The organism is Protofrankia sp. CiP1_Cm_nod4 (genome assembly GCF_982290645.1).
Genome location: NZ_CEVIVC010000040.1, coordinates 1 through 16,535, shown reverse-complemented (window position 1 = coordinate 16,535; position 16,535 = coordinate 1). Strand labels below are relative to the sequence as shown.

The window sequence follows — 16,535 nt, the reverse complement described above, 5'->3', positions numbered from 1 at the left end:
GCACCGTTACGGAATCGTGTTCCATACCGACGCCGTCCAGGCCGTCGGGTCGATCCCGGTGTCGTTCGAGGACAGCGGCGCGGACGCGCTGACGGTCAGCGCGCACAAGCTCGGCGGCCCGATCGGCATGGGCGCGCTGCTGGTACGCCGCGGCCTGACGCTGGCGCCGCTGACGCACGGCGGCGGGCAGGAGCGCGACGTCCGCTCCGGCACCCTGGACACCCCGGGGGTGGCCGCCTTCGCGGCGGCGGCGTCGGCGGCGGTCGCCGAGCAGCCGGTCGAGGCGGTACGGCTGGCCGCCCTGCGGGACGACCTGGTCGCCCGGGTGCTCGCCGCGGTGCCGGGCGCGGTGGCCAACGGAGCGCCCTCCGGTCCCGGCCGTCTGCCCGGCATCGCCCATCTGACCTTCCCTGGCTGCGAGGGCGACTCGCTGCTGCTGCTGCTCGACGCCCACGGGATCGAGTGCTCGACGGGGTCGGCCTGCTCCGCGGGGGTGGCCCAGCCGTCCCACGTGCTGCTCGCCATGGGCGTCGACGAGGCCCGCGCCCGCGGCTCGCTGCGCTTCTCGCTGGGGCGGACGTCCACCGCGGCGGACGTCGATGCCCTGGTCCGTGTGATCATGCCGGTGGTCGGCCGGGCGCGCCGGGCGGGGGCGCTCGCCGGGCTGTCCGGGCTGTCCGGGCTGTCCGGGGGGTGAGCCGGATGCGTGTGCTCGCGGCGATGTCCGGGGGTGTCGACTCGGCGGTGGCGGCGGCCCGCGCGGCGGACGCCGGCCATGACGTGACAGGCGTGCACCTGGCCCTGGCGAAGTCGCCCGAGTCGCACCGCACCGGCGCCCGCGGCTGCTGCACGATCGAGGACGCCCGGGACGCCCGCCGCGCCGCCGACATCATCGGCATCCCCTTCTACGTGTGGGATCTCGCCGACCGCTTCGAGCACGACGTCATCGACGAGTTCGTCGCCGCCTACGAGGCCGGCCGGACGCCCAACCCGTGCGTGCGCTGCAACGAGCGGATCAAGTTCGCGGCGGTGCTGGAGCGGGCGCTGGCCCTGGGCTTCGACGCGGTGGTCACCGGCCATCACGCGCGGCTTTCCGGGGCGGTGCTGCGCCGCTCGGTCGACCCGGGCAAGGACCAGTCCTACGTGCTGGGGACGCTGCGCCCCGACCAGCTCGCCCACGCGATCTTCCCGCTGGGGGACACGACGAAGACCGAGGTCCGCGCCGAGGCGGCCCGCCGTGGCCTCGCGGTCGCGGACAAGCCCGACAGCCACGACATCTGCTTCATCGCCGACGGCGACACCGGCCGCTGGCTGCGCGACCGGCTCGGCTCCCAGCCCGGGCCGGTGGTGGACGCCGCCACCGGCGAGACACTGGGGGAGCACGAGGGGGCCTTCGCGTTCACGATCGGCCAGCGCCGCGGCCTGCGCCTGGGCCGGCCCGCGCCCGACGGCAGGCCCCGCTACGTCCTGGACGTCTCCCCGGTGACCCGGACGGTGACGGTCGGCCCGGCCGAGGCGCTCGACGTCTCCCACCTGGTGGCCGACCGGGCGGTCTGGCCGTACGAGGGGCCGGTGGTCTGCGCGGCGCAGGTCCGGGCGCACGGGCAGGCGGTGCCCGCCACCGCCGAGGGCGTCGGCGACGAGCTGCGCGTGGCCCTGGACGAGCCGCTGCGCGGCACCGCCCCCGGCCAGGCCGTCGTCCTCTACGACGGAGACCGTGTCCTCGGCGGCGGCCATGTCCTCCGGCTCGGGCGCTGACGGGAGGCCCGGGTACCGCGGGGCGCGGGTACCGCGGGGCCCCGGCCGGCCTTTCCCCGCTCCTCTGCCCGCTCCTTGGCACCTGCTCCTTGGCACCTGCTTCGGCACCTGCTTCGGCACCTGCTTTGACACCTGTTTCCCACGGACGGCGATTCCGATGACGGTGATGAGCCCGTGACACCATTCACCACCATGCCTGACATCGCACCCGCCGACGCATCCACCGCCGTGCCCCCCGGCGCGCCCGCCGCTGTGCCCGCGACGGCGCCCGCCGCCGGCCGCCTGTGGGAGCCGGGGGCGGCGACCGGCGTCGGGTCGCTGCCGGGGACCGACCCGGTCGAGGCGTGCCGGCTGGTCTTCGACGAGCTGCCCGACCTGCCGCACCTGCCCGAGCTGCCGGCCCGCGGCCCCGGCGCCGACATGATCGGCCGTTCGGCGGGTCTGCTCGCGGACATGCCGGTCGACCTGCAACCGTCCGGGTGGCGGCTGGTACCGCGTCCCGGAATGGACCTGCGCCGCACCCGGGACCTGCTCGCCCGCGATCTCGACGCGCTGGGTGAGGTCGCCGCCGGCTACACCGGGCCGCTGAAGGTCGCCGTCGCCGGCCCGTGGACGCTCGCCGCCACCGTCGAGCTGCCCCGCGGGCACAAGGCCCTCAAGGACGCCGGCGCCAGCCGGGACATCGCCGAGGCCCTGGCCCAGGGACTCGCCGCCCACCTCGCCGGCATCGCCCTGGCCGTGCCCGGCGTCCGCCTGATCGTGCAGGTCGACGAGCCCTGCCTGCCGGCGGTGCTCGCCGGTGAGGTCCGCACACCCAGCGGTTTCGGGGTGCTCCCCGCGGTGGAGGAGGGCGTCGTCGTCGACCGGCTGCGGACGCTGCTGGCCGCCACCGGGGTGCCCACCGGGGTGCACTGCTGCGCGTCCGCGCCGCCGCTGGGACTGCTGCGGCAGGCGAAGGCCGCCTTCGCCAGCGTGGACGCGACCCTGCTGACGCCCGCCGACGACGACGCCGTCGGCGAGGCGGTCGAGGCCGGGGTCGCGCTGATGCTCGGGGTGGTGCCGGCGCGGGGCGCGGACCTGTCGGACGTGTCGGACCTGTCGGACGCCCGTCGTACTGTCGAGCCCGTCCGGTCGATGTGGCGGCGGCTGGGGTTCGCCCCGGAGCAGCTTCGGGAGGTGGTCGTGGTGACTCCCACCTGTGGTCTCGCGGGTGCGACACCCGCCTATGCCAGGGCGGCGCTGCGGCGCTGCCGCAAGGCGGGCCGGGCGCTGGCGGACGGCTCGGTATGAGCCCGCTCGACATCTCGAGTCCGGAGGCCCCCCCGGGCGTGGCCGGCGCGCCGGCGGCCGAGGCAACGGTGGATGCTCCCCCGGACGCGGGCGGCTCCCCGGACGCTTCCCGGAGCGTGACGCCGGGGAGCGGGCCCGAGCCCCGGCCCGACGGTGAGCTCCCCGCCGGCGGCGACGCCGAGCTGTCGGCGCCGGGCGTCGCGGTCGACGAGATCCCGGCGCGGACGCGGGCGCGGGCGGCGGAGCTGGCCCGGGAGTTGGGCGAACACGCCTTCCGGTACTACGTTCTGGACTCCCCGACCGTCTCCGACGCCGAGTACGACCGGCTCATGGCCGAGCTGACGGAGATCGAGACCCGTTGCCCGGGGCTGCGCACGCCGGACTCACCTACCCAGAAGGTCGCCGGCGCCATCTCGACCCTGTTCACCCCGGTGGAGCATCTGGAGCGGCTGCTCTCGCTGGACAACGTCTTCACGGAGGTGGAGTTCGAGGCGTGGGCCGCCCGCGTCACCCGGGAGGCCGAGGTGGACGCCTGGCTGTGCGAGCTGAAGATCGACGGTCTCGCGGTCGACCTGGTCTACGAGGACGGCTACCTGGTGCGCGCGGCCACCCGCGGCGACGGGCGGACCGGGGAGGACGTCACCCCGAACATCCGGACCCTCGCGGCGGTGCCGGGCCGGCTGCGCGGCGGGAGCGTGCCCGGGCTGCTGGAGGTCCGCGGCGAGGTCTTCTTCCCGACGGCGGCCTTCGCCGAGCTCAACGCCACGCTGGTCGCCGCCGGCGACAAACCGTTCGCCAACCCGCGCAACGCCGCCGCCGGCTCCCTGCGGCAGAAGGACCCGCGGGTCACCGCCACCCGCCCACTGTCCATGATCATGCATGGGCTCGGCGCCCACCGCGGCTTCGACGTCACCTCCCAGTGCGAGGCGTACCAGCGGATGGCCGAGCTCGGCCTGCCCGTCTCCACGCACCACGAGGTGCTGGCGAGTGTCGCCGAGGTCGAGGCGTTCGTCCGCCGGTGGGGGGAGCACCGCCACGACGTCGAGCACGAGATCGACGGCGTGGTGGTGAAGGTCGACGCCTTCGGCCTGCAACGCCGCCTCGGCGCCACGTCGAAGTCCCCGCGCTGGGCGGTGGCCTACAAGTACCCGCCCGAGGAGGTCACCACCAGGCTGCTCGGCATCGAGGTCAACGTGGGCCGCACCGGGCGGGTCACCCCGTTCGGCCGCCTGGAGCCGGTCAGGGTCGCCGGCTCCACCGTCGCCCTGGCCACCCTGCACAACGCCGACCAGGTGGAACGCAAGGGTGTGCTGATCGGCGACACCGTCGTCCTGCGCAAGGCCGGCGACGTGATCCCGGAGATCGTCGGCCCGGTCGTGGACCTGCGGGACGGCTCCGAGCGCGCCTTCGTGATGCCCACCCACTGCCCGGAGTGCGGCACCGGGCTGGTGCGTCCCGAGGGCGAGGCCGACGTCCGCTGCCCGAACACCGTCTCGTGCCCGGCGCAGCTGCGCGAGTCGCTGTTCCACTTCGCCTCCCGCGGCGCCCTGGACATCGACGGCTTCGGCTACGAGACGGCGTCCGCCCTGCTGGCGGCCGGCCGGGTGAGCGACGTCGGCGACGTCTTCCACCTCACCGCCGAGTCGTTCGCCGAGCTGCGCGGCTTCGCCAAGAAGAAGATCGACCAGATCCTGCGCGGGGTGGACGCGGCCCGGCGGCAGCCGCTGTGGCGGCTGCTGGTCGGGCTGTCCATCCGGCACGTGGGCCCGAGCGCGGCCCGGGCGCTGGCCCGTGAGATGCGTTCGGTGGACGCCATCGCCGCCGCGCCCACCGAGACGCTGGCCGCCGTCGACGGCGTGGGCCAGACCATCGCCGCCTCCGTGGTGGACTGGTTCGCCGATCCGCGCCACCGGGACATCCTGGAACGGATCCGTTCCGGTGGGGCGCGGCTCGCCGACGCCGGCGCGGACGACGGGCCCGGCCCGCTCACCGGCGTCACCGTCGTGATCACCGGGACGCTGGCGGGCTGGAGCCGGGACTCCGCCACCGAGGCCGTCCAGGCCCGCGGCGGCAAGGTCACCGCCTCGGTGAGCAGGAAGACGGCCTTCGTGGTGGTCGGCGCCGACCCGGGGGCGAGCAAGTACGACAAGGCCCGCGCCTGGAAGCTGCCGATCCTCGACGAGACCGGCTTCGCCGTCCTGCTGGAACAGGGCCCGCAGGCCGCGGCCCCGCTCGCGCTCCCACCGGAACCGGACGACCCGTCAGAACCGACCGACCCACCGGCGGCGACCGACCCACCGGAACCGGTTGACCCAACGGAACCGGCCGACGGCTAGCCACCGGCCGCCTCCGTTGGCGGGCGCCTCCACGCCTTCTCCGCCAAACGAGGGCTCTTCGGAGAATGAGTGTGGAAACGGTCGCTGTAGCAGCCGTTTCCACACTCATTGTCTTGATCGGAACGGGGTGTGCGGCTGTCCGGCCGGCGTTTCGGGGGCTGGCGGCCGGGGCGGCGGGATGAGCCAGGTGCCAGGTGGGTGCCGGTCCCCCTGGGTGGGTGCCGGTGTCAGGTGGGGGCCGGTGAGGTGTGGCGGTTGCGCACGATCGTGGCGGCTATGCCGGCGAGATGGGCCAGCCGCTGGACCTCGGAGGCGCGGAAGCGCGGGCCACCGGGCCGTCCGACGAGCACCGCCACCTCACAGCCGCCCTCCGGGGGAGTGCCCACCGGGGCCACCGCGAGTTCCATGCCGAGCGCGCTCCAGCGCGGCGGGAACCAGCCGCTGTCCGCGTCGAAGCCACGCGCGCGGTCCAGGGGCAGCGACAGCAGTTCGGGGCGCACCTTCTTCGGGCTGGTCAGCTCGTCACCACCGAGGTCGGGGGCGCCGACGGAGGACTCGACGACCCGGATGTCGCCGGGCGCGACCCGTTCGAGCAGCACCGCCCAGTCGGCGTGGAATACCGCGCCGACGAACCCGGTGAGGACGGCGAGCGCGTCGTCGGGCCGGGCGGTCAGCGCCTCGACAAGGTCCAGGTCGTGCCGGATCCCCACGCCGCCGGCCGGGTACGGGCGCAGGGACTCCACGCTCACCCCGGGCACGGAGCAGGCCGCGGTCAGCACGGTGTCGGCCAGCCCGTTCGGGGGCAGTTCGACGACGACGTCGTCCACGGCACCGCGCGCGCCGCGCTCGACCACGCTCAGGCTGACGATGTCGATACCGGCCTGCCCGAGGGCGGTGGCGACGGCGCCCAGGGCGCCGGGCCGGTCCGGCAGGACGAGGCGCAGCAGATACGACATGTAGTCAAGAATACATTCCGTGCATGCTTGATTGGTGACAACAACGTCACGTGCAGGTATCGGTGCTGGTCATCAGTGCGTTTTCGGGCTGTCATAGCTGGTGGCGGATGGCGCTATCGCTCACGTTATGTTACCTCACGCGAAGATCACTTCTAGCGCGCCGGTCAGGTAACCCTACGTATCCCCGCGGACGGTGGCACGCGTCGATGGACGTCGGCCACCGGAGAAGATCGGCGCGAGTTTGTCGTTGTGTACGCTGACGCGGCCAAAAAGCGTACACAACAACAAAATCGCGGCGATCATAGCCTGTGCGGGTGGCCGATTCAGGCGGGGCCGAGAACGGCGCCGATCCGCCGCCGTACCTCGGTCTCGCCCAGCGCAGCCGCGACCAGGTGGAGAGCGGGGCTGCGGGTGGAGCCGGTGAGCAGCACGCGGACCACCTGGGACGCTTCCCGGATCGACCCGACGTAGGAGCCGGGGTCGTTCTTGTACTCCTTGACGCTTGCCGCGAAGCCGTTGTCCTTGGCCGTCACACGGATCTGGTCGAACCAGCCGTCCGAGTCGGACAGGTCCTGGTAGACACGCAGCAGGTCCGCGCACAGCCGCCGCACCACATCGGGCGCGAGGCCGCCGAACCGGCTGTCCGCGGGATCGGTCACCGGCTCGAACAGCGCGGTGAAGAAGTAGCCGTAGATCGGCCGGAAGTCCGACCACTTGCGCAGGTCCTTGCGCGGGTTGTCCACCCCCGTCCGCTCGATGTCCAGCGCCCGCACGGCGAGGTCCTGCTCGGCGCGGACAGCCTGCGCCAGTTCGGTGTCGTGGGTATCCGCCCACGTCAGCACCTCGTCCAGGACATCCCGGCTTGGCAGAGTCGCGACGTAGTCCGCCGCGATGTCCTCCAGCTTCACCAGATCCACCAGCGCGCCGGACACGCCGCACTCGGCCAGGCGCAGCGGGGCGGTCAGCGCCTCGGCCAGCGGCATCTCCGCCAACCGCCCGTTGATCAGCCCGCGAAGGTAGTAGAGCACACTTGGCGCCGGGTAGCCCGCTTTGATGTAGAACTCGACGGACGCTTCAGGGTCCTTGCGCTTGGACAGTTTCCGTTTTCCTGAACCGTCCGCTTTCAGTAGTGGCGCGATGTGCGCGTATGGAATGTGCTCGAAACCTGCCGCGTCGAACAGCTGCAGGTGCACCGGGACCGAGGGCAGCCACTCGTCGCCCCGAATCACGTGCGTGACCCGCATCAGGTGGTCGTCCACGACGTGCGCGAAATGGTATGTGGGCAGTCGCAGCGGGCTGTCGGAATTTTTCAGGATGACGACGTCGTTACGGTTCGCGTCCGCCTCCAGGCGACCGCGTATCAGGTCGGTGAAGGCGATCCTGCCCGGCGCGCCCGGCGATCGGAACCGTATGACGTAAGGCTGGCCGGCGGCCAGTCGTTCGCGCACCTGTTCGTCGGTGGCATCGCGCCAGGTCGCCCAGCGGCCGTAGTAGCCGGTAGGGACTTTCTCCGCGCGCTGCTCCTCGGCGGACGCGGCCAGTTCCTCCTTCGTGGCGAAGCACGGGTATGCCTTGCCTGTACGGAGGAACTCGCGCACGTAGGTCAGGTAGATCAGCGCCCGGTCCGACTGGGTGTAGGGGCCGTGGGCGCCGGTCGGATCGGACTCGTCCGAACTGACGCCGAAGTAGCCGAAGGCCACGTCGAACCGGGCGGTCGCGCCCTCCACGGTTCGAGCCTGATCGGTGTCCTCGATCCGGATGAAGTAGGAACCGCCGGACTGCCGTGCGAGGTCCTTGTCCAGGATCGCCACATAGATGCCACCGAGATGGGCGAAACCCGTCGGACTCGGGCAGAAACGGGTGACCATTGCGCCCGACGGCAGGTTCCTCGGCGGGTACCGCTCCTCCCAGTGCTCCGGACCGGGCAGATCAGTTGGGAACAGCGCGTCGATCTCGTCGCGGTCAAGCATTGCAGAAGGTACCTCCACGGGCACTGGACAGTTCTGAAACCGCAGTGATCATCATCTCCAGGCGATCCTGTGGTGGGCACTACCCGCAGGCATGTCTGCGATGCTAGCGGGCAACAGGCATGCTCCGGGGGGAGGGCGTGTCAGACATGCGGCGCGGTTTCTCCCAAGGTGGTGGAAGACGGCCGGATCCGACGCCATCAACCGGCGGTACCCACGTCGCGGGCGTGACCAGGGCGAATCCGGAAACTCATACCGGATGGCGCCGGTTCTGGCAGGTCACGGGCTCTGTCGCTCCGCACGATGTTGTCGGTACGGGCGGGATCGCGGCGGCTAGGCCTCGCCCGGGCACACGATGTCGTCGCTGGCCGGCACGCCACAGGCCGATCGGGCGGGCCGGACCGTACGATGACCACAGCGCCGTACGCGGGCCAGGCCGTACGCGGGCCGGTCTGAGGCCGGCTTCCGTTCCGCGGCCGTCCGCCGCCGGCGTGCCCGCGGGTCAGCAGGCCACGGCGATCAGCAAGCCACAAGGTGATCGGAAGGTCATCGGGAAGTCAGAGGGTCGTAACCGGTATGGCGATTACCAGGGACGAGGTCGCGCACCTCGCCCGCCTGTCGCGGCTGGCGCTGTCGGAGGAGGAACTCGACACGCTCGCCCCCCAGCTCGATGTGATCATCGGTGCGGTCGCCCGGGTCGCGGAGGTGGCCGCCGGCGACATCCCCCCGACGACGCACGCCGTCCCGCTGACGAACGTGTTCCGGGCCGACATCACCGGTCAGTCCCTGCCGCGCACCGACGCTCTCGCCGGCGCGCCCGCCACGCAGGACGGCCGCTTCCGGGTGCCGCGCATCCTTGATATGGACGAGTGAGGGTTCCTGTCCGTGACCGACGTCATCCGTTTCTCCGCCGCCCGAACCGCCGCCGCGATCGCCGCGGGTGAGCTCAGCGCGCTGGAGGTGACCCAGGCCGCGCTCGACCGGATCGCGAAGGTCGACGACCGGATCAACGCCTTCCTGCACGTCGACGTCGACGGCGCCCTCGCCGCGGCCCGTGACGTCGACCGGCGCCGGGCCCTGGGGGAGACGCTCGGCCCGCTCGCGGGTGTCCCGCTCGCACTCAAGGACGTCTTCACCGCCCGGGGGATGCCCACGACCTGCGGCAGCCGCATCCTGGAGGGCTGGTACCCGCCGTACGACGCGACCGTCGTGGCGAAGCTGCGCGCGGCCGGTGTGATCATCATCGGCAAGGTCAACATGGACGAGTTCGCGATGGGGTCGTCCACGGAGAACTCCGCCTACGGCCCGACCCGCAACCCGTGGGACACCGACCGCATCCCCGGCGGCAGCAGCGGGGGCAGCGCGGCGGCGGTGGCCGCGTTCGAGACGCCGGTCGCGCTCGGTACCGACACCGGCGGCTCGATCCGCCAGCCGGCGGCGGTGTGCGGGCTGGTCGGGGTCAAGCCGACCTACGGCGGGGTGAGCCGCTACGGCCTGGTCGCCTTCTCCAGCTCCCTGGACCAGGCCGGCCCGCTGGCCCGCACGGTGACCGACGCCGCGCTGCTGCACGCCGCCATCGCCGGCCACGACCCGCTGGACACCACCAGCGTGGAGCTCGCGCCGCCGCCGGTGGTGGCCGCCGCCGCCAGCCGTGACCTGCGCGGGGTGCGCATCGGGGTGGTCCGCGAGCTGTCCGGGGACGGCTACGACATCGGGGTGCGCGCGCGTTTCTCCGACACCCTCGAGGTGCTCGTCGGCCTCGGCGCCGAGGTCGTCGAGGTCAGCTGCCCGCACTTCACCTACGCGCTGCCCGCCTACTACCTGATCGCGCCGAGCGAGTGCTCGTCCAACCTGGCCCGTTTCGACGCGATGCGGTTCGGCCTGCGGGTCGGCGACGACGGCGAGGCGAGCGCCGAGGAGGTCATGAGCCGCACCCGCGGCATCGGCTTCGGCCCCGAGGTGAAGCGGCGGATCATCCTGGGGACGTACGCGCTGTCGTCGGGCTACTACGACGCCTACTACGGCCAGGCCCAGAAGGTCCGGACGCTGATCAGCCAGGACTTCGCCGCCGCCTACGAGCGGGTCGACGTGCTGGTCTCGCCCACCACGCCCACCGTCGCGTTCCGGCTGGGGGAGAAGGTCGACGACCCGGTGTCGATGTACCTGTCCGACCTGTGCACGATCCCGTCGAACCTGGCCGGCGGGCCGGCGATGAGCCTGCCGGTCGGTCTCGCCGACGGGCTCCCCGTCGGATTCCAGATCATGGCGCCGGCGTTCGCCGACGACCGCCTGTACCGGGTCGGCGGCGCGCTGGAGGCGGCGCTGGAGGCCAGGCGCGGCCGTCCCTTTCTCGACGACGCCCCGCCCCTGTGACCGAACCGCCGGCACGGACGTCCGGTGCACGCACGTCCTGTGACGGAAGCCACGGCGCGGGCATGCCAGGGCCGGCCGCGCCGTGACGGGCGGGCTCGCGTCGGGTATGCCCGCACCGGGCGTGTCGTGACAAGATCCCGGGCTCGCCCGGAGAGAATCATGATCGCGCGTGTGTCGGCCGACTACGATGGCGAGAGGGAGGCCTATGATGGTTGCGCTACGTAGCAGACGTGAGGACCGGGTGCTGCTGGCGGTAGCCTGGGTGCTGACTGTCGCCGCCCTTGTACTCGGTGTCGTCGCGCCGGCGCCCATCCTGATCCTGTGGGGTGTCCTCGGCGTCGGCGCGGCCGTGTTCGCCACCCGGATCCACCTGCGTGACACCCGGCCCCGCCAGCCGGACCCCGCCACCGGCGGCACGCAGCCCACCGGCGGCACGCAGCCCACCGGCGACGCGCGGCCCGCCGGCCAGGCCCAGCCCGCCGATCAGGCGTGGCCCGCCGGCGCGGATCACGGCTCCACCTCGGTACAGACGGACGCGGTTGAACAGGAGCACGTGCGTTGACACCCTCGGCCAGCACGGCGGCCACCATCCCCACCTTCGACGACGCCGTCGCCCGCTACGAGCCGGTGATCGGGCTGGAGACGCATGTCGAGCTCGGCACCGCCTCGAAGATGTTCTGCGGGTGCTCCACCGCGTTCGGTGCGGAGCCCAACGCCCAGGTGTGCCCGACCTGCCTGGGCCTGCCAGGCTCGCTGCCGGTGGTCAACGAGGCCGCCGTCCGGTTCGCCGTGATGATCGGCCTGGCGCTCAACTGCTCGATCTCGCCATGGTGCCGCTTCGCGCGCAAGAACTACTTCTATCCGGACATGCCGAAGAACTTCCAGATCAGCCAGTACGACGAGCCGCTGTGCGAGAACGGCTGGCTCGACGTGGAGGCCGACGGGAAGATCCACCGGGTCGGCATCACCCGCGTCCACATGGAGGAGGACACCGGCAAGTCCCTGCACGTCGGCGGGGCCACCGGGCGCATCCACGGGGCCACCCACTCGCTGGTCGACTACAACCGGGCCGGCATCCCGCTGGTCGAGATCGTCACCGAGCCGGACGTCCGCTCGCCCGAGGTCGCCCGTGCCTACGTCGACGAGCTGCGTGAGCTCTGCCGGGCGCTGACCGTCTCCGACGTCCGGATGGAGCAGGGCTCGCTGCGCTGCGACGCCAACGTGTCGCTGCGGCCGCGCACCGCCCCCGGCGAGCCCGCCGCGCCCTACGGCACCCGGTCGGAGACCAAGAACCTCAACTCGCTGCGCTCGGTGGAGCGGGCGGTCCGGCACGAGATCGTCCGGCAGGCCACCCGGCTGGACGCGGGCCTGAAGGTCGTCCAGGAGACCCGGCACTTCGACGAGGCCTCCGGGACGACGTCGGCCGGCCGCTCCAAGGAGGAGGCGACCGACTACCGGTACTTCCCCGAGCCGGACCTCACCCCGCTGGCGCTGACCCACGAGTACGTCGACGCCGTCCGGGCGACCATCCCGGAGCTGCCGGCGCAGCGCCGGGCGCGCCTGGCAGCCGACCACGGGTTCACGCCCGCCGACATCGTGAACATGCGCAACGCCGGCGTCCTCGACCTGGTCGAGGAGACCATCGCGGCCGGGGCGACGGCCGAGGCGGCCCGCAAGTGGTGGCTGAACGAGCTCGCGCGCCGGGCCGCCGACGCCGGCGTGCCCCCGACCGGCCTCGCGATCGAGCCGTTCGACGTCGCCCGCATCGCGGAGATGATCGCCGACGGCGAGCTGACCGACGCCCTCGCCCGCACGGTCATCACCGGCGTCCTCGCCGGTGAGGGGACACCGGACGAGGTGGTGGCCGGCCGTGGCCTCAAGCTCGTCTCCGACGACGGCGCGCTCGCCGACGCGGTCGAGAAGGTCATCGCCGCCCAGCCGGCCATCGCCGACAAGGTGCGCGGCGGCAAGCTGAACGCGGTCGGCCCGCTGGTCGGCGCGGTCATGAAGGCCATGAAGGGCCAGGCGGACCCGGGCACCGTCCGCAAACTCCTCCTGGAGCGCCTCGGCGAGTAACCAGCGGAAAGCGTAGGTGGAAAACGTCACTATCACGCCGTTTTTCACCTACGGACGCGCGGGCCGTAGGTGAAAAACCGTGTGGTAGCAACGTTTTTCACCTACGGCCCGCGTTGTGCTCACGGCGCGTCGACAGGCGGGTCCCGGTTGGGCCTTCGTAAGCTGGTGCCACGCCCGGAGCCCGGCCGTCGATGACGGCGGAGCCCGGTCCGTCATCAGCGGGGCCGCCGCTGGGGTCGTCAACGGGGGAGGAGCACGCCAAGGTGCCTCTGACTCCCGGCGGGTTCACCGCGTCGACGTCACGACGGGGCCGTGGCCGCGCCCGTCTGCTCATCGCCCTCGCCGTCGTCATCGTGCTGCTCGCCGCGTCCGGCGCCGGGTACCTGTGGAAGATCCGTAGCGACAGCCGCGCCCAGGACAGGGCGGCGAGGGCCGCGGCGGAGGCCTACCTGTCCAGCTGGCAGAGCCTCGCCTCGTCCGGTGACACGGCCACCTCCGCCACCACGGACCGCGCCGCGGCCACGGCCACGGGCGGCGCCACGGCCGGGCCCGCCAGCGCCGGGCCCGCCAGCGCCGGGCCCAGCGCGGTGCCCGCCGCCAGCGTCGCGCTCACGGCCGCGCAGGAGCAGGGCAGGGCCGGCGTGACCGCGGTGGCCGTGCCGGGGACGATCAACGTTGACCAGCTCGTGACGTCCATGGCCGACGCCCGGACCAGGCTGAACGTGACCGGGGCCCGTTTCGTCCCGGGTGCGTTGGAGCGGACGGGTTCGACCGCCACGGTCGGCTACTCGGCGTTGCTCACCCTGGCCAGCTTCCCCGAGCCGTACGGCTATGACGGCGTGCTGCACCTCGCCCGTCAGGGGAAGGCATGGAAGGTCCAGGCCCGGCCGGACGCGATCCACCCCGCGCTGGCAGCACCCGGCCTGCGGCTGGACCGCACGACGTCCAAGGGTAAACGCGGCCAGCTGGTCGACGCCAACGGCCAGCCGCTGAGCGGCGACGCGGAGCTCGCCGGCAACCTGGTCGGCCAGGTGGCCCCGCTGTCGGGACTGCAGCGCGTCCACGACGCGGTCCTCGCCCCGCAGGGCGGCACGGTGGTCGTCCGCAACGAGCGCAACGAGACCGTCAGTACCCTGCGGTCGTACCCGATGACCGACGGCAAGGACGTGCAGACCACGCTGGACCTGAAGGTGCAGCGGGCCGGCGAGGCCGCGATGGCGGCCGCGTCCAAGCCCACCGGGGCGCTGGTGGCCGTCGACGTGCGCACCGGCGGTGTCCTCGCCCTGGTGAACCACCCGCTCAACGGGTACGGCCGGGCGATCAACGGCCATTATCCGCCGGGGTCCACCTTCAAGATTGTCACGGCGACCGCCGCGCTGATCGCGGGGAAGGACGCGAACACCCCGCTGGACTGCACCCAGACCGTGGCGGTCGGCGGGCGCACCTTCAATAACGCCGAGGCCGAGCAGTTCGGTGTTATCCCGTTGCGGGAGGCGTTCGCCCGCAGTTGCAACACCGCGTTCATCCGGCTGGAGCAGTCGTTGCCGGACACGGCATTGGAGCAGGCCGCGAAACTCTATGGTTTCGACGGCAGCCAGCCACTGCCGATAGCGAGCGTCGGCGGTTCTTTCCCGACGCCGAAGGACGCTGTGGAATCGGCGTCGGACGCCATCGGACAGGGCAAGGTGAACGCGAGCCCGCTACAGATGGCCAGCGTGGCAGCGGCGGCCGCCAGCGGCACCTGGCACCAGCCGTTCGTGACCGGCACGGCGCCGCGCAGCAACCCGCTGCCGGCGGCGGTGGTCCCGACGCTGCAGGACTTCATGCGGGCGGTGGTCACCGAGGGGACGGCGAACAGCGTGGCCTTCCCCGGTGAGGTGCGCGGCAAGACCGGCACCGCCGAGTACAAGGACGGCAGCCCGCCGCCGACCCACGGCTGGTTCGTCGGCTACCGCGGCAACGTCGCCTTCGCGGTCATCGTCGAGGACGGCGGCTTCGGCGCCCAGTCCGCGGCCCCCATAGCCGCCCACTTCCTGGCCAACCTCGACGCCACACCCTGACACCGCACCCTGACGACAGCCTTCTGACGGTTCCTGACGAGCGCTTGCCCGCCTTCCTGTTGCTGGCACGTTGCCAGCGAAGGTTCTGTTACGTGGAAAACAACAGGGAAACGATGGTCGCCTTTTATGTGTATATGTTCGACATGGTGACGCTTTGCATGGCACACTGCGTACCGTGACCGTGTTTGCGCTCGGCGCGCTTGCCGACCCCGATCCCGGGTAGTCGCCTGCTGGGCAGGCCGGTGGTGCAGACAACGGCGTCTGGCGACATTCTGTCGATGTACTGTTTCGTTCCGTTGTCTTTCGCGTCGTTGTCTCCTGTGCCGCACACCGGGCGCGCAGGCTGTTTTCGGTTTCGCCTGCCCCGTGCCCCCGCTCTCAGGCGAGAGCACGGGAATTCGCGTATTCCACGGACCTCCGGAGCGCTCCCATGCCTGCCTGGCGCCATCTGCTCGACGTCCACGGACGTCCTGCCCCGCTCGTCGGTGGAGGACGGCCGGTCGATGGCCGATGAGGCCCGATCCCGCGGATACTTCCGACGGCTCGCCCAGTCCGTCGCCGGCCGCTTCGATCCCCACAGCTGTTCCTGGCGGCGGACCTGTTCCTGGTAGAACGCTGTCGAGTCTTTCTGGACGGCGGGCCCGATCTGCCCTGGTCCCATTCGGCAGGGTCGCAGGCGTGCCGCCGGCCGCCCGGCCACGTAAGACCACGGTCAACCTCACCCTCGCCGAGGAGGAGGCACTCGAAGATCTCGTCCGCGACCTCCGGCGTCGTACCGGCAGAGCAGTGTCGAAAGACGAGACATGGCGGGCGATGCTCGTGTGGAGCATACGCCACGGCAGCCTTACCGACGCCCTCGCGGACATCCTCGAACAACCACCGCCGGCTCAGCCCTGAACCACCCGTTTCCCCTCGCGGACAGGGAACGCCGATCCCGCGACGGCGGGAACAACTCTCCTCGCCATGCAAGTTTCCCGTCATCCCGTCATCCCGTCATCCCGTCATCCCGTCATCCCGTCATCCCGTCATGACGGAATTAACTCTTTTTGCTTGTGTGATATCTTGTCCAGCATCTTTGCCTATGTTTTTTCCGCCCGTTTTTATTCCGTTGGCCCCAGTCGTCGCCTGAGCGCCACACCTGCATGTCACCCTGGGAGCTGACGCCGACATGACACCTATCACCTCACCTCAGGCCCACCCCGGTGCCAGACGAAGCGGAGACACCGGGGCGCTGTCAGCTGCCCACGTGACGTAGGTATTTCCGGCCAGAGCCGCACGAAGCTCCCGGCGTCAGAAGCGTCGGATCATGAGATCGAGTACGTAAGTGGTCGCTCCGGCAGCCACTTACGTACTCGATCTCATGATCCACCGGTCTGGTGAGCCTACCCGCCACGCTGTGAACGGCCCTGTCGACGGCGGGAGCTGGTCGTCAGGAGGTTCTTGGATCGCCGTTCACATCAGGCAAGATCCACGGGGGAGTCCGAGGTCGGTAACGGCACGCTGAAGGCTTGGGGCTGGTGCCGACGTGCCAGGGGTGTGGGTGGGCTGCCGGCGTCTTGGGTACCTGGCACCGTCGCGGTGGGCGCGGTGTTGGGTGACGAGGGTGTTGATGAGCTTGACGGGGGCGGGGATGTCGGGGCATGGTTAGAGCCATGCTCAGTGGCATCCTCGCACCTGCGATTCCTGTACTTGTGGAGCGCGCGTAGCCGATCTTAGGAC

12 protein-coding genes are annotated in these 16,535 nt (G+C 71.7%); 10 read left to right on the top strand and 2 right to left on the bottom strand.

Features of this window, described 5'->3' with window-relative positions; all coding sequences use genetic code 11:
- The 4 genes from AC5LSR_RS10145 to ligA form a co-directional block, all read left to right on the top strand.
- Positions 1-697: cysteine desulfurase family protein (locus AC5LSR_RS10145; RefSeq protein ID WP_493468381.1), on the top strand; the 697-nt coding region annotated here is incomplete at its 5' end.
- 5 nt (positions 698-702) lie between these two features.
- Positions 703-1,758: a tRNA 2-thiouridine(34) synthase MnmA gene (gene mnmA / locus AC5LSR_RS10140; protein ID WP_250292448.1), complete on the top strand. Its 1,056-nt coding sequence runs from the start codon at positions 703-705 to the stop codon at positions 1,756-1,758.
- A gap of 252 nt (positions 1,759-2,010) precedes the next feature.
- Positions 2,011-3,048, top strand: coding sequence for a methionine synthase (locus AC5LSR_RS10135; RefSeq protein ID WP_250284868.1), 1,038 nt, complete (start codon positions 2,011-2,013; stop codon positions 3,046-3,048).
- A complete protein-coding gene (gene ligA, locus AC5LSR_RS10130; RefSeq protein ID WP_250284857.1) occupies positions 3,045-5,384 on the top strand; it encodes an NAD-dependent DNA ligase LigA in 2,340 nt (779 codons plus the stop codon). Before AC5LSR_RS10135 ends, ligA begins: the two co-directional genes overlap by 4 nt.
- A gap of 227 nt (positions 5,385-5,611) precedes the next feature.
- Here the strand turns inward: ligA and AC5LSR_RS10125 are convergent, their stop codons facing one another.
- Together AC5LSR_RS10125 and AC5LSR_RS10120 are read right to left on the bottom strand one after the other, a co-directional pair.
- Positions 5,612-6,340 carry an ACT domain-containing protein gene (locus tag AC5LSR_RS10125; protein WP_250284855.1) on the bottom strand — a complete coding sequence of 243 codons (729 nt, stop codon included), beginning with the start codon at positions 6,338-6,340 and terminating at the stop codon, positions 5,612-5,614.
- Between the two features lie 323 nt (positions 6,341-6,663).
- A complete protein-coding gene (locus AC5LSR_RS10120) occupies positions 6,664-8,310 on the bottom strand; it encodes a glutamate--tRNA ligase (RefSeq protein WP_250284853.1) in 1,647 nt (548 codons plus the stop codon).
- A 573-nt stretch (positions 8,311-8,883) separates the two neighbouring features.
- Between AC5LSR_RS10120 and gatC the strand changes: the two genes are divergently transcribed.
- From gatC to AC5LSR_RS10090, 6 genes are all read left to right on the top strand, one after another.
- Positions 8,884-9,180, top strand: coding sequence for an Asp-tRNA(Asn)/Glu-tRNA(Gln) amidotransferase subunit GatC (gene gatC / locus AC5LSR_RS10115; RefSeq protein WP_250284852.1), 297 nt, complete (start codon positions 8,884-8,886; stop codon positions 9,178-9,180).
- Between the two features lie 12 nt (positions 9,181-9,192).
- Positions 9,193-10,680, top strand: coding sequence for an Asp-tRNA(Asn)/Glu-tRNA(Gln) amidotransferase subunit GatA (gene gatA / locus AC5LSR_RS10110; RefSeq protein ID WP_250284851.1), 1,488 nt, complete (start codon positions 9,193-9,195; stop codon positions 10,678-10,680).
- Positions 10,681-10,885: 205 nt separating this feature from the next.
- Positions 10,886-11,242 (top strand): hypothetical protein, encoded by a 357-nt coding sequence (locus AC5LSR_RS10105; protein ID WP_250284848.1) that lies wholly within the window; start codon positions 10,886-10,888, stop codon positions 11,240-11,242.
- Between the two features lie 26 nt (positions 11,243-11,268).
- Positions 11,269-12,756 (top strand): Asp-tRNA(Asn)/Glu-tRNA(Gln) amidotransferase subunit GatB, encoded by a 1,488-nt coding sequence (gene gatB, locus AC5LSR_RS10100; RefSeq protein WP_445548527.1) that lies wholly within the window; start codon positions 11,269-11,271, stop codon positions 12,754-12,756.
- Between the two features lie 263 nt (positions 12,757-13,019).
- Positions 13,020-14,816, top strand: coding sequence for a penicillin-binding transpeptidase domain-containing protein (locus AC5LSR_RS10095; protein WP_493464783.1), 1,797 nt, complete (start codon positions 13,020-13,022; stop codon positions 14,814-14,816).
- A gap of 678 nt (positions 14,817-15,494) precedes the next feature.
- The gene (locus AC5LSR_RS10090; RefSeq protein ID WP_250286692.1) at positions 15,495-15,713 is read left to right on the top strand and encodes a hypothetical protein; all 219 of its coding nucleotides are present in this window, start codon (positions 15,495-15,497) and stop codon (positions 15,711-15,713) included.
- The last annotated feature ends 822 nt before the right edge of the window (positions 15,714-16,535 follow it).